General features: G+C 47.1%; 17 protein-coding genes. 4 read left to right on the top strand and 13 right to left on the bottom strand.

The features are described 5' to 3' along the window. Nucleotides 1-12: 12 nt before the first annotated feature. From ICL07_RS21730 to ICL07_RS21720, 3 genes are all read right to left on the bottom strand, one after another. On the bottom strand, nt 13-3,486 hold the full coding sequence (locus tag ICL07_RS21730) for a SusC/RagA family TonB-linked outer membrane protein (RefSeq protein WP_188090151.1): 3,474 nt from the start codon (nt 3,484-3,486) through the stop codon (nt 13-15). Between the two features lie 334 nt (nt 3,487-3,820). Then, nucleotides 3,821-4,957, bottom strand: a complete 1,137-nt coding sequence (locus tag ICL07_RS21725) for a FecR family protein (protein WP_188090150.1) — start codon at nt 4,955-4,957, stop codon at nt 3,821-3,823. A 79-nt stretch (nt 4,958-5,036) separates the two neighbouring features. Then, nucleotides 5,037-5,633: an RNA polymerase sigma factor gene (locus ICL07_RS21720; protein WP_188090149.1), complete on the bottom strand. Its 597-nt coding sequence runs from the start codon at nt 5,631-5,633 to the stop codon at nt 5,037-5,039. Between the two features lie 140 nt (nt 5,634-5,773). Here ICL07_RS21720 and ICL07_RS21715 point away from each other — a divergent pair, with 140 nt between their 5' ends. Both ICL07_RS21715 and ICL07_RS21710 read left to right on the top strand, forming a co-directional pair. Beyond that, complete coding sequence (locus tag ICL07_RS21715) at nt 5,774-6,460, top strand: hypothetical protein (protein WP_188090148.1); 687 nt, start codon at nt 5,774-5,776, stop codon at nt 6,458-6,460. A gap of 597 nt (nt 6,461-7,057) precedes the next feature. Beyond that, a complete protein-coding gene (locus ICL07_RS21710) occupies nt 7,058-8,191 on the top strand; it encodes a hypothetical protein (RefSeq protein ID WP_188090147.1) in 1,134 nt (377 codons plus the stop codon). Between the two features lie 114 nt (nt 8,192-8,305). Here ICL07_RS21710 and ICL07_RS21705 read toward each other — a convergent pair whose 3' ends face one another. The 7 genes from ICL07_RS21705 to ICL07_RS21675 all read right to left on the bottom strand — a co-directional run bounded on the left by ICL07_RS21705 (nt 8,306) and on the right by ICL07_RS21675 (nt 18,401). Beyond that, a complete protein-coding gene (locus ICL07_RS21705) occupies nt 8,306-9,130 on the bottom strand; it encodes a M57 family metalloprotease (RefSeq protein WP_188090146.1) in 825 nt (274 codons plus the stop codon). Between the two features lie 424 nt (nt 9,131-9,554). Continuing rightward, nucleotides 9,555-9,980, bottom strand: coding sequence for a hypothetical protein (locus ICL07_RS21700; RefSeq protein WP_188090145.1), 426 nt, complete (start codon nt 9,978-9,980; stop codon nt 9,555-9,557). 157 nt (nt 9,981-10,137) lie between these two features. Beyond that, on the bottom strand, nt 10,138-11,253 hold the full coding sequence (locus tag ICL07_RS21695; RefSeq protein WP_188090144.1) for a TlpA disulfide reductase family protein: 1,116 nt from the start codon (nt 11,251-11,253) through the stop codon (nt 10,138-10,140). Between the two features lie 12 nt (nt 11,254-11,265). Further along, complete coding sequence (locus tag ICL07_RS21690; protein ID WP_188090143.1) at nt 11,266-12,786, bottom strand: RagB/SusD family nutrient uptake outer membrane protein; 1,521 nt, start codon at nt 12,784-12,786, stop codon at nt 11,266-11,268. Between the two features lie 10 nt (nt 12,787-12,796). Beyond that, nucleotides 12,797-16,288, bottom strand: coding sequence for a SusC/RagA family TonB-linked outer membrane protein (locus ICL07_RS21685; RefSeq protein WP_188090142.1), 3,492 nt, complete (start codon nt 16,286-16,288; stop codon nt 12,797-12,799). 193 nt (nt 16,289-16,481) lie between these two features. Continuing rightward, nucleotides 16,482-17,738 carry a FecR family protein gene (locus tag ICL07_RS21680; protein WP_188090141.1) on the bottom strand — a complete coding sequence of 419 codons (1,257 nt, stop codon included), beginning with the start codon at nt 17,736-17,738 and terminating at the stop codon, nt 16,482-16,484. 90 nt (nt 17,739-17,828) lie between these two features. After that, complete coding sequence (locus tag ICL07_RS21675) at nt 17,829-18,401, bottom strand: RNA polymerase sigma-70 factor (RefSeq protein ID WP_188090140.1); 573 nt, start codon at nt 18,399-18,401, stop codon at nt 17,829-17,831. 239 nt (nt 18,402-18,640) lie between these two features. Here ICL07_RS21675 and ICL07_RS21670 point away from each other — a divergent pair, with 239 nt between their 5' ends. Both ICL07_RS21670 and ICL07_RS21665 read left to right on the top strand, forming a co-directional pair. Beyond that, the gene (locus tag ICL07_RS21670; protein ID WP_188090139.1) at nt 18,641-19,375 is read left to right on the top strand and encodes an SDR family oxidoreductase; all 735 of its coding nucleotides are present in this window, start codon (nt 18,641-18,643) and stop codon (nt 19,373-19,375) included. A gap of 24 nt (nt 19,376-19,399) precedes the next feature. After that, nucleotides 19,400-20,317, top strand: coding sequence for a helix-turn-helix domain-containing protein (locus ICL07_RS21665; RefSeq protein ID WP_188090138.1), 918 nt, complete (start codon nt 19,400-19,402; stop codon nt 20,315-20,317). A gap of 34 nt (nt 20,318-20,351) precedes the next feature. On the opposite strand, the gene ICL07_RS21660 is transcribed toward ICL07_RS21665, so the two are convergent. The 3 genes from ICL07_RS21660 to ICL07_RS21650 all read right to left on the bottom strand — a co-directional run bounded on the left by ICL07_RS21660 (nt 20,352) and on the right by ICL07_RS21650 (nt 23,311). After that, on the bottom strand, nt 20,352-21,815 hold the full coding sequence (locus ICL07_RS21660; RefSeq protein WP_188090137.1) for an apolipoprotein N-acyltransferase: 1,464 nt from the start codon (nt 21,813-21,815) through the stop codon (nt 20,352-20,354). 60 nt (nt 21,816-21,875) lie between these two features. Beyond that, nucleotides 21,876-22,700 (bottom strand): helix-turn-helix domain-containing protein, encoded by an 825-nt coding sequence (locus tag ICL07_RS21655; RefSeq protein WP_188090136.1) that lies wholly within the window; start codon nt 22,698-22,700, stop codon nt 21,876-21,878. A 107-nt stretch (nt 22,701-22,807) separates the two neighbouring features. Then, a complete protein-coding gene (locus ICL07_RS21650) occupies nt 22,808-23,311 on the bottom strand; it encodes a hypothetical protein (protein WP_188090135.1) in 504 nt (167 codons plus the stop codon). Nucleotides 23,312-23,387 lie beyond the last annotated feature (76 nt).

Raw genomic sequence — 23,387 nt, 5'->3', positions numbered from 1 at the left:
AATAGCAGTAGTTTAAAGCGTTAGTTTAAGACCAAACGTGAATTTGGGCATAGGTTTCATCGTTCCTAAAGGATATTCCGGGTCCTCCCCTGCATGATTAGCCAGTATGGTAAACAGGTCGTTGCCCTGTGCATATACCTGCAAACCGCCTATATGCAGGGTCCGCGCAAAGCGGCGCTTCAGGTTGTAGGTAACGTTCAGTTCCTGCATACGGATATGGGAGGCATTTTCCACCAGGTAACTCAGATAAGGATAAAAGCGGTCCCAGAAATAAAACCTGGGTTCGTCATCGTTCATCGGCAGTGGTACCACCTTCATGGGGTCGCCTTGTGACACCTCGTTCAGCTTATTATTGGGCAATACACGACCACCCCACAGCACCGGATAATTAAACGACATCCGGTTGAACACATGACCGAACTTGCCGGTGATAATAAAGGATACATCAACATCATATATCTTGAATGTATTGACCATACCCAGCGTATAGGGAGCTACCCGGGTGCCCATCGCCAGCATATAGTCCCTGCCATCGCCGGGCGTCCAGCCGGTGAAATCGTACTTCGTCCCTTTTGCTCCTTTTACATACGGCTGTCTATCAAACACACCGGCGTAGTCAAAGCTCCAGAGTGTATTGGCGTCCTTTCCTTCCACATAGGCCCCGCTGCCCCCGCTGGTGAGCGTAGAAGCAGGATAGTTGGCCACAAAGAGTTTGGTTATACGGTTACGGTTATACGCAAAATTCACGTCTCCCCGCCATACAATGTTATCGTTACTGATATTCACCGTGGTACCCACCGTCAGCTCAATACCCCTGTTATTCATGGAGGCGTTGTTTAACTTCTGGGAAGTAGTACCATTGACAGCCGGAATGGACAATACCGCAATCAGGTCTCTACCATTTTTATTGTACACGTCTACCTTACCGTGCAGCCTGTCCCTGAAAAAGGAGTAATCCGCACCCAGGTTCCAGGTACCGGTTTTTTCCCAACGCAGGGTGGGGTTGCCATAGCTGGAGATAGACGCTTTAAAATCCTGGGTGACCACATCCGGGGTACCTCCCATGGATATCAACGGACGGAAGGCGGTGCTCTTGTCAACGTTTCCGTTATATCCATAGGTAACACGCAGGCTCAACTGGTCTATCCAGCGTGTGTTTGCCAGGAAAGATTCTTCTTTCAGCCGCCAGGCCAGGCCGGCAGACCAGAAAGGCGCAAACCGGTACCGCGGATCATCGGTGATCAGGTTGGAAGCATCGGTACGATAGCTGCCGGACAAGGTATATTTGTTATTGTAGGTGTAGGATGCATTTCCATACAGGGAGAAATACCGCTCCGTTTTGTAGGAAAAGCTATTGGAATAACCAAAGGTTTGATTATTGCCCATCCAGTCTGTAATGGGCTTAAAAGTCCCGCCCGGCCCATTGGGGAAGATACCCAGGGTGAGCGTCTGGTCATTATAACCATAGGTAGTAGGATTACCGAAAGTCTGACTCACCATGTTTGTCAGTTCTGAACCGGCAATCATATTGATTTCATGTTTGCCAAACCGCCGGTTGAAGTTGATCTGGTTACGAACGTTGTAGGACTCCACCTTGCTTCGGCTTTGTGTAAGTATGCTGCCTTTAGAAAGATTAGGCGTGATGGCATTGGTGGTCTGGTTCCAGCTGGCAGCCTGGTTTACGGTGCTACGTACATAAAAGGTTTGATCATTATACAGTCCACGGTTAGTGGTGTTAAAGAGCTCATATTGTACACGGCTGTCAACAGATAGCCCCTTCATCAGTTTAAAGGTAAGTCCGCCCTGCACACGCATATTCAGCTGTTGGGCGGTGATGTTGCGATTGTTTATCTCCGGTATGGGATTATAGGTCCAGTCAGCATAAGGAAATTTATTCATAGGCACCAGCCTTTCCAGGATAGGCCGGTAATATTGGTTAATGTCTGTATAAGACCCATCAGGGTTTACCAGCATATCATAAGGCGAGAGTCCCTGGATATCACCCAGTGAAACACCATTATTACGGGCATCCTTATAAGCCAGCATCAGGCCTGCGTTAAAGTCCAGCCACCTGAATACATTCGCATTCGTACGATAGTTGAGCAGATAGTTTTGCTGATCGGTACCTTTGAAGTTGGACTGGTTCTTTCCGAACATCAGCGACAATACATTGCCCATGCGCTGGCTACCGCCGTATAACGTAAGATTATACTGCTGATCAACCGGGTTAGCCAGCAGATAGCGGGATATCTGTGCGCGGTTATCCTGTGTTTTCAATCTCTCCAGGGTGGCGTCGCGGTCAGCATCGGAAAGTTTCCCCAGGTAGTTTTCGCTGAGGGCTGTCGATGCCTGTGACCATTGGCGCTGCACGTCCATCACGCTGCCGGAGTTGGTCAGTGAGCCCCATCTGTTGAAAGTCTTTTTTTCATACTCCACTGTTTCTGCGGAAGTCGCCAGCGGATTGACATAACCCAGGTCGAATTTGCTTCCCACACGGGTGAAAGCAGAAAACTCCACTTTCAGCGGGGTATTTTTACCGGACTTTTTGGTGGTGACCACGATTACACCATTCGCTGACCGTGCCCCCCAGATAGAAGCCGCAGCAGCATCTTTGAGGATGGTAATGCTTTCCACATCATTGGGGTTGATGGTATTAAAGTCGCCCTGTACGGCAAAACCATCGACAACCACCAGCGGGCTGGCATTGGCGTACAGACTGGTTTTACCCCTGATTTCGAAAGTCGGGTTTCCATCCACATCCAGTTTTGCCTGCATACCGGCAGTGGCGCCGATGAGGCGTTGCGCAATATTGATGGCGGGCTTATCGAGTTGCGACTTACTGATGACGTCATAGGAGCCGGTGGCACGTTCCCTTGAAATGGTCTGATACCCTGTAGATACCACTGATACGCTTTCCAGGGTACTGGTTTGTCTTTTTAAAACGATATCCAGGAATGCCCGTCCTTCCGGTTTTACCCTCACCGATTCAAATCCTACACTGCCTATCAGCAGCACAGCGCCTTCCCTGACATTAGCCAGTGTAAATTCTCCTTTTTCATTGGTCACCGTTCCCATAGCATTGCCTGTTACCCGTATACTAACGCCGGGCAAAGGGGCGCCGGTACTATCTGTCACCCGGCCACGCAGCGGTGGTGCAAACAGTGGTGTGATAAAATTTACTGAAGCAGCTGCCTCCTTTTTCCGTTTGATGATAATCAAACGATCGGTAATAGTGTAGGTATAAGGCAAATTAAGCAGGCAGGCATCCAGCGCCTCTTTCAGGGTGGCGTTTTTAAGCTGCAAAACGGGTAGCCGGGTACTTTCCATTTGTTTCCCGTCTGCAATAAAAGAATAGCCGGTCTGTTTTTTGATTTCAAGCAAGGCCTGTTGCAGGCTGATGTTTTCCTGCTGAATGGTGACCGTTTGGGAGAAGGTTTTAGCGCTCAGGTGGCAAGTAATAACAAGCAGCACGATCATCAGCCTCATAATCTTACGCGTTAAGGATGGCAATAAAAAGCCCCTGCCCTCAGGGGCGTCTACATTAGCGAAAAAATGCATAGATTTGGTTTGTTCGGGTACGTTGAAAAAGCGATATTTTTTTAGTCTGCCCGACTCGCCGGGAGTGAGTAGTGATCACTTCCGGTTTTTTATGGGCATACGGTTCCCCCTAACAGCTATCTGTTATCATACGATACTTTTTTTGGTGGAAGATGTAATAAAATGCGGTAGCCTATAGTGGGTTGGCTATCACTATGACATTAATTTGGTTCTTTCGCTGTAGATGGTTTCTTGGTCGGTTTAGTTTGGTTGATTAGTATATTTATTTTGCAGAAACGATCAATGTTTGTTGCTCCAGCCGCGCATCTATCCCGTAAACAGCCAGTGCTTTCATTACACTGGACAGGTAGACATTCTTATCTATCACACCCGTAAAATTCACGGTAGGCAGCGGGCCTTCTATTTTTATGGTAACGTCGTACCAGCGTGCTATTTTACGCAGTAACTCCGCCACATCGCCGCTTTCCAATAACAGCTGTCCGTTTGTCCAGGCCATTATACCGGCTGCATTTTCCTGTTGACTAAGTCTCACCTCCGCTTGTCCTTTCACCACCTGCGCCTGTTGCCCCGGATGCAGCAATACCCCGTTCATTTTCGCCAGTCCTTCTACCAGCGTGGTTTTCACTACTGGTTCATCTTCATAGGCATTGATATTGAAAATGGTGCCCAGGTCTTCCACGACATGCCCTTCTACCCTTACCTTAAACGGTTGTGCCGCATTGTGCACCACTTTAAAAGCTACTTCGCCGGTAATATCCACCACCCGTTCTTTCCCATCAAAGCTCAGCGGATAACGAATGGAACTGGCCGCATTCAGCCATGCTTCTGTTCCGTCCGGCAGTATCATTTTCCATTGCCGGCCTTTGCCCGTAGTAACGGTATTGTATATTATTTCATCCGGATGTCCTTCATATTGTATGGCGCCATTTACTTTCACCACTTTTACTTTTCCCTGCGTGGCTACGGTACCATTGGCCGCGCTATCCAGCACCAGTGTACTGCCATCGGATAATTGCAACACCGCTCCGTTGGCTCCTGGCGCTTTGTCCTGTTGTGCCAGCACCGCGGGCCGGGAACTTTTCCGGTTGCTCCAATATATTCCGCTGCCCAGCAGCAGTAACAGCACTGCCGCTGCCGCACTCCAGCGCCATACAGGTTGCATGTTTACCACCCGCCGGCGAACAGGTTCCTCCTCACGCATCCGCTGCAACAACTGTGTTTTCATACGCTGGTGCAGGGCCGCTTCCGCTTCTTCCGGCAGTTCGGCTACATTATTAGTTTGGTCCAGACTATCCAGATAACTATCTATGAACCGCTGCTCCGATGGGGTTGCCTGCCCCTTTTCATAACGCTTCAATATGGATAGTAAATGTTTCCGGTACCAATCGGAAAGTCGCATAATTACCCTTTGTTAATATAGTCACAAAAAAAAACGGAGTTTCCCGAAAAATCCTAAACTTTTTTTCTCCCGGAAAAAATTAAGGCAGCTTAACACCGGTCAAACAGATACCCATGGCCAGCAATATGGTGGTGAGAGACGACAGGCGGGTACGTAAATATTGGAGGGAAAGGCTCAGATTATTTTGAACAGTCTTGGGAGACAACGCCATAGCATGGGCTATTTCCTTTACAGACAGCTCCTGCAGGTAATGTTGAATAAAAATATGCCGCTGGTTTTTCGGCAGCACATCAATCCACGCTTTAATCAGGTTGACAAGGTCCTTTTGTTTCAGTAGCTGATCGGCTTCATAGGGAGAAAAGAGTACGGTATCAAACAGATCAAAGAATGCCGGTATCTTTTGACGGGTGACAAAATTGATCAACCGGAAACGCACCGCCTGTTCCAGGTACGCCGGCAGATGCCTTATTTCCAGCTGCTCCCGCCGTTTCCAGATATCAAGAAATACGTCCTGCACAATTTCTTCCGCCTGCTCAGGCGCCGCCAGCTTGCGAGAGGCAGACCTGTACAACCGTTGCCGGTAACGATCATAAATCTCGCTAAAAGCAGCTTCGTCGCTTTCTTTCAGCAGGGCAATCAACTGCTCATCTGTGTACACATCATAACAATACCTCATAATAATCTATGACATGGTTGACATGTGTAAATATATATTATTTCCGTTTCTGATAGGGAAGAATTTACGGAGGGACGCTCCGGTTTTAAAATAAAGACTTATCTTTAAGTAGACCCAATCCGTCATAGAAAACCGGAAACATGCCCCATTTCAACAACTTAGCGGATGCAGCTGAATTCCTGGCAAAACAGACCGAAATCATGGACAGTTATTCAAGATTTCAGGCTAAAAGACAACCGTGGTTCTTTTCACCCAATGGTAGCCTATCAGGCGCTACCAGCAAGCCTATCCATTTTAACACCTGGGCTGACTGGAATCAATTGTCACAAAATCAGAAACGCTTTCTTATTGAGAGAGCACACTTAAAAGAGACCAGCATCGGACCAAAAGATTATGACAAATTAAAACATGCCTACCTGTTCTGGCCACCCCGTTTATATCCGGTTTACTGGGGAGGCGGCGATGCCGAAGCTTTCACCTGTAGTGTATTCGTTGGCGATTGTATGTATTACTGTGGGTTTAACAGCAATAACGGCAAGTATCATTCAGCCAAAGACTTTTGGATGGGAAGAGTAAATGGTTTTCGGCTGGTGGATAAAGATAAAGGAGTAAGAAGAGGGGATGTATGTACGTATAAAGGAGGAGAACATGTAGAGATTGTAACAAGTGTTGACGGTAGCAAAAGTATTTTTGGAAACCTCTCATTTTGCTCGCGTGGTGCTGGTCATAGCACGGGCGACCAAGGTGAGGAACGATGTGGATGGGGAGCTACAGCTGATAGATATGTAAACATTTCTGAATGGAAATTTTTTAGATTAGCCAAATGAAAATAGCATTTTTGAATACAGTCCTTGTAAGCGTGATAGAAATAATTCTATTTCTTTTCCTCTATCGCATGTGTTACAACTATTTCCCCTATCATAGACCTGCGGGCAGATTTATGATAGCGGGAGGAAGCTATTATTTAATACTTCCTATCTTTTACATAATTGGTACCCTCGCATTAAATTTCATCTTTTATAGAAAAAGTTCTATTACGCTAAGCCGTTTAACAATATATACAGTAACATGGGCTATACTGACAATGCTGATTTTTACCGCAGTTTGCGCTTATCAGTTTAGCCCCTCCTACTATTTCATGTTTACACCGGAAATGGGAATATACTTCTTTTGCTGGCTGCTATTGGGTGCGGCCCTCCAAAGCATAGGTTTCTACTCCCTATCGAAATTCAGATCCGGCAACCATTAAACACCCGTAATACCGGCCTCCACCACTACCCTACAATTCCTATCGCTTAAAAATATTTTCCCATCTGAATTATGATAGCAGTTATACACGGTAATTTCATAGCTCAACCTATCAACCCTTTCCAAAATCTGATCACTTGAAACCCAAATTCTAAATCCCTCAAGTCACAAAAGTTATGAAGATTCATTCCATCTACGTTGCAGGCGGCATCGCTGCGCTCCTGCTGTTTGGCGCCTGTACCAAACAATTGAAAGACGATCCCACCGATCCTTCTGTTACTGCAAAAGACAAACTCGTTGCCAATGGGATAGCAGGTCCTGATCCTGACGGCGTTAAGCTCCATGATTTCCTGAGAGCCAATGGCCCCCAGTATGAAACCTACACGGTAAACCTTTCCCAGGAGAATGCTTCCTTTACCACCAGGAACGGACGGAAATATACCCTTTCCCCCAACTCCCTGATCAGACCTGACGGCAGCCCGGCTGTCGGTTCCATTACGGTTACCGTAAAGGAAATCAGTAATGCTGCCGCTATGATCTTCGCCGACAAACCTACGGCCACCAGTACCGGTGCGCCACTGGAATCTTTCGGCGAATTTTTTGTTGCTGCCAAACAGGGTACTGCGCCGCTCCGCTTACGTAAGGACAGCGCCGTTGCGGTACAGGTACCGGCGCCCAAAGGAGCCAATGACCGGAAAATACCCATGTGGTATGGCGATACCAGTATCACTATTACCCAATCCGGCTTTACGTACATTAACCAGCCGATTACCCTGTCTACTACTGTTTCCGCCAATAAAGGCATGGACTGGGACCCTGTAACCAATCCGGCTTCGGCCTATGCGCTGTTTGACGGTACCAACGGTACGCTCAACTTCCGGCTGGACAGCCTGATCAAGTGGACCAACTGCGACCGGTTAATGAGTCTTCCCAACCCTAAAACCACTGTACTGGCCTACTTCAACAGCAATTACAATCCCGCCACCAGTCAGAGCTTTGTTGGCGAAGAACCTACCATGCTGTATTTCAAACCTACCGGTATCAACAGCATCATCAAGTTCTACAACACCATTCTCACACCACCGGCAGGCTTTGAAGGCTTCCTGAGCTATCAGAACGCCATCCCTGTTGGACAGAGCGGCACCTTCCTCGCCATCTCTTCTATCGGTGGACAATTCTATGCTGAACAGAAAACCGTAACGATCGGCGCACCTGCGGCGGGTACCAATTACACTACTGTTACCTTTAACCCGGCGCCTGTAAGCGCAGCTACGCTCGTTGCCCTCATCAACAGCATGAACACCAAGTAATCAGACAATAAAATAGCCGTTAACTGGTTGATTAACGGCTATTAGAAAGAGGACATCTCAAAAATAAATGAGATGGCCTCTTTCTTTTTTCATGCATATACAGCCAGTGACGGCTTATTGATAGAGATAGCTTAATGCAATGATGTCATTGCTGTTAAAAGTGCGGTTACCGCCATTGGAGCAGGCCAGCATCCAGGAATCCGGGTCAGGATCGCTGGGGGTACCGGGCAGGTACACAGCGCCAACACCACCATCCCCTTCATCTACCGGATCACCGCCGCAGCTATAGGAACGGTCCATATAGTCGGTATGACGCATACCAATGCAGTGGCCTATTTCATGTTGAATTACGGAACCAACATACTGTACATTCGGATTGGAGCCATAAGCGGCCGGGTGGGTATTCATCTGTATTTCGTTAAAAGGATCGCCGGCATCTGTAGGGAAACCGGATGATCCCAAAGTGATGTAACCGCCGCTAGGTCCTTCATAAAAACCCTGGATGGTGATATCCGCATTACCGCTGGTAACACGCTGGAACCGGATACGCAGGCCTAATGCATTGTAACGTTGAATAGCCAGGTTGGTGCCCTGTACGAAGGCACTGCCCAGACCGCTGACCTTCACCTTGATCACGCGCGGCAAACCGGCTAACAGGTTGTTCGTAGAATACTGTTCCGTTTTGGCAACTCTAACTTTATTTACTTTGGCTCTCTGGCTAAGTTCTTTTGAACTTAGGAAAATATCCCCTTCTACAAGATAGCCGCCATTTACGGCGTGTACATTCCTGGTACTGAAACCTTTTGCCTTGATCTGAGCTAATACATCGTTGGAAATGTTGGGCTGGTCAGTACTGCCTTGTTTGTTGTCTTTCCGGCATGAAGTGATCAGTGACCCTGCCAACAGGCAGATCAATAAAATAAATACTTGATTTTTCATCGGTTAAGATTTTGGGTTTTAGATTGTTATCGTGTATGCATGAAAAAACAGTGCTACTATAGCCGTACCGAACGACTAACGTTGAAGTATATACGTATTTACGATGATAGGAAAACTCAGACTACTTATATACAAATAAGTTCATCATCATTCGTATTAAAATTCGGAAATGCGGGTTACTCAGATTTGCTTAAAGATTATGGCTCGGCGTTTGGGTTTTCTATCGTGATTGCTTGCCAATATTACAGCTTTCCTGTATCGAAAAAAAATATTTTAAATGGGCACACCTGTTTTTAACAGTAGTGGAATAGCAGTAGTGTAAACTATCTTCCAGATTGGTTTTAAGCGGATTTTAATTGCTTTTTAAGTGGTTTTTAAGTTGATGATAAAAGTGTTAGAACACCGAATTTCTCCGACATCACTTCTACCAGTTAACATCATCAGTATATTCCTGATTTAAGTAATCAGGAAATGATCTTAACCTTTGAATGGAGAATGTAACGAGATTAATCTCCCAAACGGCAGCTTCTTCACGCCATGGGTCCGTTAAAACATGTATTGTTACAGGATCAAATTCCCGAAGAGCGAAAACATTTTCAATGTGTATATCAGATGTAACTCCTTGTTGCCAAATCGTTAGTCCATTAGCCCCGCCCATCGTTGCCCATTGATCGTTTTGCCCAATAATAGCGCATGTAGGGTCTCCATAGAACCAATTCATAAAAGTTACCTCATGGGTATCCAAATGGAACAAATAGCCATTTTCATGCAAACTGCCAATTACATATCGCTCACTGACAGCGAATTTTACAAACATATCGGCTGTTTGTACTGTCCATAAGTCGGTCATAGTATCTCAACAAATTTGTTATCCTTTGAAATTAATATTTCACAGCCTATTTACAAAAGATCGGCAAATACCTGATAAATTCCATCTATCAACAAAAAAGCACCAATCTGCTTCTATCACAGACTGATGCTTCTTTTTGGCGGAAGGATATGTCATTTTACTTTCCCAACAGCTCCTTTAACTTCTTCTCTATCTCCCCATCTCCCGCTTCACCAAAACCTACCTGCTTCATCATAATCTTCCCATCCGGACTAATCAGATAAGCAGTAGGAACGGCAGTTACGGCAAAGCTGTTGACAGATATTTTTTTGGTATCCAGTACCTGTGGCCAGGGCAACTGTTGTTTCTTCAGCTCATTGAGCCAGGCCGCTTTGTCTTCATCAATGGAAATACCGAGGATCTCGAATTTATCGCCGCGATATTGCTGATACAGTTCTTTCATATGCGGGAAGGAAGCTTTACAAGGCCCGCACCAGCTCGACCAGAAATCGACCAACAGATATTTACCGCGAAAACTGCTGAAAGCGGTGGGCTGATCTTCCGGTGTATTCAAAGTAAAATCTATTACTTCAAAACCTGTCACAGCGCGTTTTAAGCCCGCCAGCCTTGCGCTCACTTCCTCCGCAGGAGCAGTACGTTTTTGCAGCGGTCCCAGTTTGTTGTACAATCTTTCCAGGTCATCCGGCAAAACAGACTGGTAACGGCCCAGTATAAACGCACCGATATAGCTATCTGCATGTGTTTCCACAAAATTACAGATGTAGGGTATCAGCCGTCGCTGTACTTCCTGCATAAAGACCATACTAAAGGTAGAGTCCTTGGATTTGTTGTTCTTAAAACGTTCTTCTGCCGCCGCTTTCATGTCTATGCGCAGTTTCTCCCGGCCTTCTTCAAAAGCCTGAAAAGCGATAGCGGACGCGTTTCCGCGAATCTTACCGGAACGAAGCCCCTGGGTAACATCCGCCACATCGACATAAATAGTCCCTGGTGCATCGATCACCATAGGAAACGCCGGCGGACCGGATCTCAGTTTGGAGTCATACTCAGAATAGAAATGGGGCAGCGCATCTTTTACCCAGGGAATGCTGAGGGTAAAACGACCGTTCTTAATTTCCACTGAATCCTCCGGCAAACCATCGCCAAACACATATACTTTCGTATAACCTTTCAGATCTCCTTTCACGGTGCCTTTGATCACCACCTTCGACTGGGCCGCCGCGCCAACGGTCAGTCCAATCATCATTAAAACCAACAATAACTTTCGTTTCTTCATACAATAAAACAATTAATAGGACCGGGTTTCCAGCGGAATACCCCAGTTAGGATTAAACCTCAGTACCACGTTGCTGATAGGCACAATAAAATCTTTCGAGTCAATGGTGCCGGTGTAAGTCTGACCACCAATTTTATGACTGATCTGCGATTTGGACCAGGGCTTACCTTTATCGAGTGTAAACCGTTTCAGGTCCAGGAATCTTTTGAAACCACCGATAGGCAGCTCCCGTCTTCTTTCTTCCAGTACCCATTGGAGCACCTGATCGGGTGTACCGGCCGTTAATTGCGGGGTACCGGTTTTATACCGGTATTGGCGAAGGGTGTTGAGATCGGCAATAGCCAGATCAGTCCTGTTTGTTCTCGCATAGCCTTCCGCACGCATCAGCAGTACTTCCGGCCAGGAGAAACCATCTGTGATTTTCATTTTCCGGGAACTATAATTACTGATACGCATACCATCGTCGTAACCACCGCCCTGTGTTGTTTTATATCCGGGAGAATTAAGATAGAATAAACTGAAGCGGAGATCGGTAGCCTGATCATACAGGGCTATCAGCTCTGCAGAAGGATAGGAAAGCCTGCCAGCCACGCCGGCTTCTATCTCAGAAGCCCGGTAGAACAAAATCTCCCGGCTGTTCACCATATTCATATAGGCGTCCTGGGGACTCACAAACAAAGAGAAAAGCGGTCTGGAAGGATCTGCCAGCTTGAATTTATTATAGTCGTACAACACGTTCGCCGGGCTGCCTGCCGCCGTCCAGGCCAGGTTGGCATAATACACCACACTATCATACTGATGGGTAAAGAGATGGTAATACGCCAGCATAGCATGACCGGTAGCCTTACCGGCGCGTGTAGGCCAACTGGACTTCGCCGGCAAATCGGGCAGCGCCGTATGCAGCTCACCGAGTACCCGGCTGGTCACTTCAGCACTGGTAGACAAATCGGGAATAGGCTTATTGATATCAACATCCACTACATAAGGAATGGTTTTGGTAGAGTTGTCTGCACCGGGTTTATATACCGGTCCATAGATCATATTCGCATTGAAATAACAGTACGCCCTGGCTATCAGCGCCTGGGCAACGGAGATGCGGCCTAAGGCCTCTTCCTCGGGCGTTTTCTGACTGAGACCACGAATTCCTTCGATAACGTTGTTGAAAATAGACACCTGGGGATACATGCCCTGTGAACCGGAACTCCAGAACTGATCGTCTTTATTGGGATCTTTATAAGGCTGACGGTAAGTATACGCGTAATAACGTTCCACATTGGGATGGCTGGTGAGCAGGAAACCTACTTTGGCCTGCCCTTCCGTCATTTCCAGGTTATCGCCCAGATTGGCGAGCATGGAGCCTCTGTTACCATCCAGGAAATTGTACTCCGCTGTACTGGTGGCATCCAGCAGGTGATCGTAATCTGTTACAGAAGAAGGAATCAACTTTCCTTTAGGTTTTACATCGAGATACCGTTTACAGGAACTCATCAGGAAAACGGCCGGAAGAAATATAAAATATTTTGGATTGATCATAATAGTTGGATTACAGGTTTACGGAAAATCCGAGGTAGAACTCAGGTCTCAATGGAAGTGTTCTTTTAATGCTCATGTTCACGCTTTGCTCAATAGTTTCAGGATCTACCCCTACCTTATTAGCGGTTAAGCGCCAGAGATTGCGGCCCTGGAAATAAACTCTGGCATTACTGAGCCCGGTGTTACCCCATAATTTGTTATCCAGTCTGTAAGACAGGGTGAGGTCCCGCAGTTTCAGGAAATCGGACTTCTCGATCATCATCTGGGAATACGGGAAATACCAGGCATCTGTGCTGAAAGCAGCAAGTTTGGGATAAACGGTGTGATCTTCATCGCCAGGTTTACGCCAGCGCAGGGAAACATCTTTATGATCTATGTTATCGCCATTATAGGAATCTCTACGGAACACCGCTCCCATTTGGGCAATCATCATAAAGGAGAGATCAAAACGTTTATACGTGAACGTATTGGTCAGGCTAAGAATAAATTTAGGTCTGGCTGTTCCGGAATACACCATGTCTTTCACCGCCAAATCACTTCCGTAGATTTTTTTCCCTTCTTCGGAGTAGTACTGCGGCGTTCCGGTATTATCCAGTCCTGCAAAGCGATAGCTAAAAATCGCGTCGAGCGGATATCCGGTCCGTAACACGGCACCGCCATTGCTTCCCAGTACGTTATTGGAATAGCTGAAGGTCAGGATATTGGGGTTGAGATAATCATAATTGAACTGTAATACCTTGCTCTTATTGTAACTACCATTAAAAAATACGTTCCAGCCGAAGTTATTCGTTTTCACTACATCTGATTCCAGTGAAAGCTCAATACCGGTATTCCTGGCGGAACCTGCATTCCTCGTGATCGTGAACCTTCCATAGGTAGGATCGATAAAATCCGGTGACAGCAGGTCTTTACTCAATTTGTTGTAATAATCGACAGTCAGGTTAAGCCTTCCATTCAGCAAGCGGATATCTGTTCCGATATTGGTGATTATGGTACGCTCCCAGCGCAGGTTGTTATCCGGCAGGGAAGAGATGGTGTAAGGGATAGCTCCTGTGATAGGAGAATAGACACCTGGTGCTATCAACAGAAATGGTCCCTGTGTAAGCGAAATATTGCCATTGATACCATAAGAACCACGTATATCCAGTTTATCTATCCAGGAAACGTTAAAGAATTTTTCCTGCCCCAGTTTATAGGTGCCGCCTACAGACCAGTTGGGCTTATACCTGTATTTAGGATTCGTACCGAACAAATTACCCTGATCAATACGCGCACTACCGCTCACGATGAAACGATTATTATATTCATAGGAACCGTTGGCATATAGAGAAAGGAAGCGGTTATCACGTAAGGAATAGGACCCATTGCTAACAGGATCAATGCCTTCGGGGAACAGCACATCCGTATTATAGGCGAAGCTGTTGAAGTCGAGGTAGTTGAAAGTAGCAAAGGTGCCGGACTGGTCGTTATACCCTACTCTGCTTGGGGCGGCATTATTGTCTATCAGGTCTTTATTGATTTCACTACCGGCAATCACTGAAATCCGGTGTACCTTATTGAATGTTTTGCCGTAGTTGGCCTGCGCTCTCAAGGTATAAGCCTCGCTCTGGCTACGGGTTTCATTCAATATAGCACCTTCAGGCAAATAATGTTTACCCGGGTTGGAGATGGAAGAAGCCGCATTGTAAAGTGACCGTACATAGAATGAGTTGGCGCCACGCATGTTGCGCAGAATACCACTTCCTCTGGTCCATGAACCACCAACTTCCCCACTTAATCCATCCAGAATATTGACGGAGATACTACCGCCCAATCTTGCCAGGAATGCCTGATTCTTTGTGGTGGACATTCCCAGGTCATTCAGCGGATTGTACTCCATAGATTTGAGTCCTCCATAATCCGCATAGAGCTCTTTGAGTTCGGGCCTCACCACCGGGATATTCTGCGGGTTACCAAATTCGTCCACAATATCGTAATAGGGCCGCATGATTTTCCAATTGGTGTAATCCAGCATATCAGCTGCCTCCATGGGTGATTTACTGTTGTTAAAGTTGATATTGGACAACAGCTTCACGGTCACTCCTTTCACCGGTTTCCAATCGTTTTTGAGATCCAGGATCAGCCGGTCGCTGCTGACACCCTTCATGTTACCCTGATTGGTGATGTAGCGTACCGCCGCATTGGTAGAGAATTTATCTGAGCTGGCGGAAATAGAAAGGTTATGTTGTTGGGTAAAACTTCTTCTGAATAAATACTTTTCCAGCTGGCCCTGGGTATTGTTTTTTCTCAGCTGGTCGAGTTCCGCTTCCATTTCCGCTTCTGACAGCCGGCCACGTTCTTTCATGATCATCAGCTGTGTCGCACGTCCATAAAACCCGTTTGCGTCATATTCATCGGTAATGGACGGCACATCACTGTTATAATAAGCCATTTCAGCATCCACGTAGTCGGCAGCGCTGCTTAGGTTGAGGTAGGATAATTTGGGACGAAGCGTTACGCCCATACTGCCTTTATAGCCTACCTGCAGCTTCCCGATCTTAGGTGTTTTAGTGGTGATAACGATCACCCCGTTGGATGAGCGGGCGCCATAGATGGAGGCAGCCACCGCATCTTTTAATACGGTAATGGATTCAACGTTATCGATGTTCACGGACTCCAGTCCTCCTGGTGCGGGAAATCCGTCGATCACCACCAGCGGTTCGCCGTTGGCCAGGAAAGTAGATCTGCCGCGTACTTCCACCTTGCCACCTTTGGTAATAGCCACACCGGCAGCCTGTCCTTCCAGTAAGGAGAGCAGGTTGGGCTGCAGTTTACCTTCCAGCCGTTTTGTTTGCAGGGAAGAATAAGCGCCCGTCATCCTTTCCCGGGAAATAGTCTGGTACCCGGTATTGATAGTGGTCACCGCTACTTCATCGAGTTTAGTGGCCGCCCTGCTGAGCTTAACCACCAGTGCAGGTTGACCGGCTTTCAGCATACCGGCGGTAACGATTATCTCACGGGGGGTAAATCCTACGTAGGAGAACCGGAGTGTATTGCCTTCATTGACAGCCACCGAAAAACTACCATCCGGCGCTGTGGCCAGTCCTTTTTGGGTTTCTTTTACATGGATGCTCACACCCGGCAGTGCAGCCCCTTCCATGTCAGTGACCCGGCCTGTGATAACAGTAGCCGCCACAATGGATGAAAGGCCGGTAGCAGGAGCATGGGAAGGCTTTCCCGACAGGATGATGGTTTTTCCCTGCAACACATAATCGAGGTCCTGGTCTTTCAGCACCAGGTCCAGTACTTTGTTTAAGGGCGCAGCTTTCACGGAAACGGAGACTTTCTCCGATCCTGAAAACAGTTCTTTATTGCTGAATAATACGTATCCTGTTTGCCTTTCGATTTCCGAAAACACTTTTTTTAGGGAGATATTTTTGCCTGAAAGTGTGACAGATTGGGCAGAAACAGCCGCTTTCACGGAAACGAGCGCCGTGATCATAAATACAGGTAGCAGCCTCATTACTTTTGAAATTTGTGCCGGCAACCTGCTTCCCTGGCGTGCAGGAAAATACAGGCTACCACAAGCAGTTTTTTGCATAACTTGTGAGCTAATTTTGGTTGTTAGTAAAAACGGTTCGCGAGACCTTTTATAAATCAACTAAAATACCGCCGGGAACGAGGCCAATCGTTTCCGGCATTTTATTTTAGTGGTATCAGGGCATGACAATCAGTATTCTCCCTTCAAGACGAAAATGAACATTCGATTTTTCCAATGCAATTAATAACCCGCTCAGCGGGATATCCCGCGTCATTTTCCCGACAAACTCAATGTCAGGCACGCCGGATTCATATTTAACCTCTATATCATACCATCTTTTCAGCTGGCGCATCACTTCATCAATTCTGGCATCTTCAAAATCAAAAACACCATTCTTCCAGGCCATTACTTTTCCCACATCACCGGGTTTGACCACCATCTGCTGTACCCTATCTCCCTGCATGGTCAGGGAAGCCTGGTCACCGGGTTTGAGTATGACCCGTTGCTTTCCGTTTTGCCGGTTCATGGTAACTGCTACCTTCCCTTCCAGCAGCGTGGTATTCAGGGATGGTTCATCCGTATAAGCGTTTACGTTAAAGCGTGTGCCCAGCACCGTTACCTCAAACCGGTTATCAGCATTGACGATAAACGGGACTATTTTCCCTTGTTTTTGCATAGTAGCCGCTTCAAAATAGACCTCTCCGCTGATGTCCACCCGGCGGGTATCGCCCGTAAACTGTGTGGGGAAACGGATAGCGCTGGCAGCATTCAGCCAGGCGGTAGTACCATCCGGCAGCAGTATTTTGAACTGCCTGCCTTTGGGGGTGGTCAATGTATTAAACGTTGCTTCCGCAGCGGCTTTGCCGGTTGTTTTGTATTCCAGCTGACCATTCGTTACGGACAGGTCGGCGCCGCTTTGATGGGTCAGCATACCATTGCCAACAGAGTCGAGCAGGATGGTAGAACCATCTGCCAGGGTGAGAATGGCGCCATCCTGGCCCGGCATGACCGGCTTAACTTCTTTCGATGCCAGTGTAGCCGGCGCCGCGTGTTTACCCGGCCGGAAGTACCAGGAACCGGCTATCAGTAACAGTATAGCGGCTGCATAACGTATCCACGGACGGCGCAGGAATGGAATACGCGGCGCAGGTTCAGTTATTGCAGACGGCTGCAGGTATTGCTGGTGAAAGGTTTGCAGTGCTTCCGGCGCCGCCGCTTTAAAGGTGGCATATTCTTTATTTAAGGCAGCAAGGCTATCCCTATCGTTTAGCTGGTCCCGCCATTCGGAGTGTTCTGCCTTTTGTTGCAGCCATTCCATCAGTGCTGCTCTTTCTGCGGCTGATAACTGGTCCAGTTTTTCATAAACCGTCAGTTTTGCCGCCCGTAACAGGGCAGACAATTCATCATCCGGTAAATCTGTCTCATTTATCATCACACAATAATTATTTCGTATAGGACAACAGTCAGGTACCGGATTTGACTTCCTTCCTAAAATTTTTTTAAAAAAAGTAAAATGAGGGAATTATTCTGCCAGCAACAGGCATAACAGCGCTACCCCGGGAGCTATTTTTCCCCGTAGCAATCTAATGGCCCTGGCTTTCTGATGGCTTACTGCCGAGGGCGAAATCCCCAGCTCTTGGGCAATTTCGTTGGTGCTTAGTCCTTCGATATTCAATTGTACCACTTTGGTACATTCAGGAGGCAGGGTTAATATCGCTTCATGCAATATACGGACGGATTCCGCATGGAAGACATGCTGCAAAATATCTTCATACGTTTTTTCCGTTAGTTGATTTTCGTAAGCCGCCTGTACTTTCTTTTCGTTCCGCCTAAGTTTTTTCAGGTGGTTGAGCGAATGATTGCGGGTAGCTACATACAAATAGGCGCTCACATTTTTCACCTCGTTCAAAGCGGTCCTGGTTTTCCATAACTGAAAAAAAACCTCGGACACGATATCTTTTGCGGCCGCTTCATCGCCTACAATCCTGTTCGACAGCAGGCATAGCGCCGGATACATTTCTATAAACAGTTGGTCGAATGCTGTTATATCGCCTTCGCTTATACTAAAAATTAAATCTGTCTCACTATTTTGCAACGCTTATATTACTTTAAGGCTATATATATCCTCCAAATATAATTTTTACTTTAAAAAAATCCTAACATTCCTCTCGGGCCATACAGGTTTCCAGCGATCGTTTCCTATCATCGCCTTACCAATCGTGCATACCGGCACCAACTTCACTACAACATTTACCAATCCGACTACATTCCTCTCCGGGTAATCCTTCAAATTTGCAGGGTTAAACAATCTCCCGAAAATTAAACCCATAGATAATGAATATACGTAACAAAATAGCCGCCATCACCGGCGCCAGCAGCGGAATCGGCAAAGCCATCGCCCTGGAACTGGCAACGCATGGCGTAAAAATGGTGTTGGGCGCCCGCCGGGCTGCGGAACTGGAAAGCGTCGTAACCGACATCCGGCAACACGGAGGCGAAGCCCTGGCGGTAACCATGGACGTAAAAAACAAGAACGATGTTCGGCGACTCGTTGATACCGCCATGGCGCAATACGGGAAACTGGACGTGATGATCAATAATGCCGGCATCAGTCAGCTTAGCCGGATCGACGAGCTGGACGTGGATGGCTGGGAGGAAATGATTGACGTAAACCTAAAGGGCGTATTGTATGGGATGGCGAGTGCTATCCCCGAATTCAGGAAGCAGGGGTCGGGCCACATCATCAATATCATTTCCACGGCGGGCATTAAAATTGTTCCCGCGCAGGGTGTTTATGCGGCCACCAAAAATGCCGTCCGCACGCTCACAGAAGCATTCCGTCAGGAATCCGACGGCACTATCCGGATTACCGGTATTTCACCCGGCTTCGTTCACACCAACTTCGCCGAAGGCATCAAAAACCAGGACATGAAAACTGCCATTAAGAAGAATATGGCGGCATTCGCGATAGCACCAGGCGATATCGCCCGGGCCGTTGTGTATGCGCTGAGCCAGCCTCCGCAGGTGGAAATAGGAGATATCGTGATCAGGCCTTCAGCCCAAAATTGATTAAATTTGTTACAGGCTACAAAAATGGAACATCGTCCCGCTACACGTCATTTCAGCAGTATAGCCGCCCTGATGCGCTACCTGCAACTGCCAGCACCTCAGCACCCGCTGATTACGCTGGTAGACTACAGCCATATGGCAGCTGCGGCGGCGCCGGAGCATGGTGTGAGGATCAGCCTCGATTTCTATAAAATCTCTTTCAAGCAACACTTCCGGGGACAAATCCAATACGGGCAATCACATTATGATTTCGAAGAAGGAGGAATGGCGTTCCTGAAACCGAACCAGGACGTCACCATTCCCGATTCCCTGGAAAGCTATGAGGGAATAGCGTTATACTTCCATCCCGATTTTATCCGGTCATCCTCCCTCGTCAATTCGATCAGCCAGTACGGTTTTTTCTCCTATGATGTTACCGAAGCCCTGTGCCTGTCTGCAGCGGAGAAAAATACCATGGTCAACTTGCTGGTGGCGATGACAGCGGAACTCAGCGGCCCTATCGATAACTTCAGCCAGGTTATACTGATATCTCAAATCGAACTGCTGCTCAACTACAGCAATAGGTTTTATCAACGTCAGTTCATTACCCGCAAAGCGACCAACCATCAGACTGTGGCAGCATTGGACAACTTGCTGGATCAATATTTCCATGCAGCCCAGGGCCTGGAAACAGGCACTCCATCCGTAAAATACATTTGTGAACAACTGTGCATTTCTCAACGCTATTTAAGCGACATGCTTCGTTGCCTCACCGGGCAGAATACCCAACAATATATACAAAACAGCATGATCGAGCGTTCCAAAGACTTACTCTCCTCCACCTCCCTATCCGTGGCCGAAATAGCCTACAAGCTGGGGTTTGAGCATCCCCAATCGTTCAACAAATTATTTAAACTGAAAACACAACTGACCCCGTTGACTTTCCGGCAGCAATTCGGTTGATCACCCTGAAACAGCCCGCCGGAATTGTAATCCTTTACCGCTCTCTCCCTGATCTAACACCTGGGTAACCCAACAGTAAAAGGCTTACCAGGGCAGCAATGGCATTTAATAAACTGAACCAATCCCCCCATTTGTTATACAGGGTAGTATGATGCTGTATGTCGATATTGCCTGACAACAATGCGGGCGTGCCTTTGTCGCTATTGGCTTCATACAACACCCTGCCACAGTAGTCGTTGATCGTCAGCCTGCCCTGCCGGGCATTTCTTACCATTCCGTAGCCGCCTTCCACGCATCTCATTATTGCCATCCGGCTATGCAGCCAGCCATCCCGCTCAAAATCCCAGGCCGGCACATATAAAACACTACAATCTGCGTTGCCATACCTGCTGATGTCTTGCTGAAAATCCATGTCTTTACAAATGGCCACTCCTTCGGTGGTACCATTGCGGAGAAACAAACCGGGTTCCTTTCCAGGTTTCAGGCTGTCCAGGAATTCTCCTGCAAATAGATGTACTTTCTGATAATCTGCCAGTAAGGCCCCATCCTCCCCGATCACCCAGGCCCTGTTTTCATAATAGTCGTTTTTTTGTTGCGTCACGCAGGCTACGATGCCTACGTGATGCGCCATGGCCGTATCTTTAAACTGCTGTATAAAACCCGTACGGCGGTTGTCTCCTACGGTAAACATTTTTTCAGGGAACACCACCATCCTTGCACCCTGCTTTGCCAATTCCCCTACCCGGCCCAGGTAGAGGTTAGCCAGGTATGCCTCCCTGTCTTCTCCTGTTGTATCCTTGCGGCGATAAGCCTGTTTATCGATGGCTACCATAGCCACCCGCAATGATTGGGGAGCAGGAGAAGTGTGATTCAGACGCACCACACCCCAAACCATTACAGCCAGAAGAATACCGAGGGTTACCAGGGAAAGTGTCCGGATAGATTGTTTTCGCTGATACCGATAGATGATGAACGCAACCGCCGCCGGGAAAAAAGTAACCAGGAAGGTAATGCCATGTATGCCCGTTAAAGACGCCACCTGCACTATTGGTAAAAAATCGCATTGTGTATAGGCAATGCTGCCTGCCGTTCCATCCCTGCTGGTAAGACAAGTGATATACTCCATCGTAGTAACCAAAACAGGAAGTGCAAATACGGTGGACCAATGCCGATAACTAAGCATTAGCTTTCTCGCAGCGATCACCTGTAAGGCAAAAATCAGGGGAAATAGCAGGGTAAACATCAGCGTCAGCGGCAGAGGCATCACGCTTTGTAAATAAGGAACCCAGCTAAGCCTGCCTATTAAGTAGCCGGTAAACGCGATTAAAAATGCCCATTTGCTGCTAACCCGTAAAGAAAAATACAGTATAGGAACCGGCGCCACCCATAATAACCACCAAATGTGTGTTGACAGGCTAAAGGATAAATACCAGCAAATTCCCGCCAAAAGCACTCCTGCGCCCAACAGTGCTTTGGAAACCGGTTTTAAGTCCGACATGATATGAGTTTAGTATTATTGTCAAAGCTATGCGGTTTTCCCGGCGTAGAATTGTATATTTTAGACAGGCTGATACTTTATGAGAAAATCCGCTACTCTATTATCCTCCTTTTTAAACTGACCGGGCGTAGTGCCGGTAAACAGCCGGAAATCACGAATAAAATGTGCCTGGTCAAAGTAATTGCATACGTGACAGACATCCGTTAAGATGTGGGTAGTTCGCATATACCTGACCGCTTTATTGAAACGAAGTATTTTATGGTAATGCTTAGGGGTATAGCCGACACTTTTCAGAAAAACCCGCTCCAGTTTTTTATAGTACCAGCCTGTTTGCCGGCAGATGGTGTCAATAGATACATCATCCGGGGTATTTCGCAGTATGTCTATGGAGTGGTTAACCATCTGTAGATCCGCCGGTGCATTTTTTAGTTCGGTTTTCAGTATAATATCCAGTAATTGTACCCGTTCATCATCATCCTGACAATCGGACAACCGTGTTTCCAGGCTTTTCACGGCTTTTCCTAACAGCAGCTCCGCCGGTAACAGGGTATTTAATAAGTCAGCCACCGGAGCATTGGTAAATGCCGCCAGTCCTCCCGGCTTAAAACGGATGCCTAGCATATTAACTTTCCCCCAACCTTTTACATAAAAAATCTGATTGCGCTGTCCCATTATTACCGGCCCGTGCTGACGGACCCCCTGCGGGTTGTCAGCTGTGATCAACCAATCTGCCGGCGATCCAAAATTAAAGATCAGCTCCACACGGCCGCCGGGTATTAAGCGGTCGGGCACATCCATGAACCTGGCCGGTGCATGCAGTACCCAGTAGCATTCTATAAAATCAGCCAGTTGAGCAGATGGATAATATTGCCGGTAATAGTTCATGTGTTGATTAAAATCAGACGATTCCTTTTCGTTGTGTTCTATATTTTACCTCAGCACTCCGCTGATCTAATATACAATAATCCGGCGGGATAGATCGATCCTGCCTATCAGGGCAGCCTGCCTCCGATATACTTTTTCATCACCAGCGGGTTTAACATGATAGTATTCTTGAAGTGACGCATTGAGCCCACCGCATTTTCATCCTCAAAAGAAAAAATGTCATCAAAAAGATCATCGAAATATTTTACATACATAACAGAACGCCCATCCTTAACTACCAATACCGGGATAATGACCGTTGTACCAGAAACGGTTTTGCCGAATAGCTGGCTCCAGTCGATATCCTGATGAGGCAGGCGTTCCAATTTTGCCCTTAGCTGCTGCGGTACCCCATTCGAGCATTTTACCTGAGAAATACGATTACCACTCAGTAAACCTTTAATTGAAAATGCATGGGAAAGCGTGTCTGCCAGCAGGGTGGAGTCCAGCTGCTGGTAAATGAATTTGCTGAGTTTCGTATCTGCCGGCGAGGGTTTGGGCTCGAGCCCCTGTCCCAGAGTTGTTGTGGAGAATACAAACATTCCGGATAGGAATAAAAGGGCTTTTTTCATATTTCAGTCTTTTGCGGTTAATTATTTCAATATACCGTAAATTATCTGAAATAGTAAAACAAATTATAATATTAAA

Origin of the sequence: Chitinophaga qingshengii, assembly GCF_014529935.1 — a bacterium.
GTDB lineage: Bacteria > Bacteroidota > Bacteroidia > Chitinophagales > Chitinophagaceae > Chitinophaga > Chitinophaga qingshengii.
Note: the sequence above shows the minus strand (reverse complement) of the source record. Positions and strands in the feature narration are given on the sequence as shown.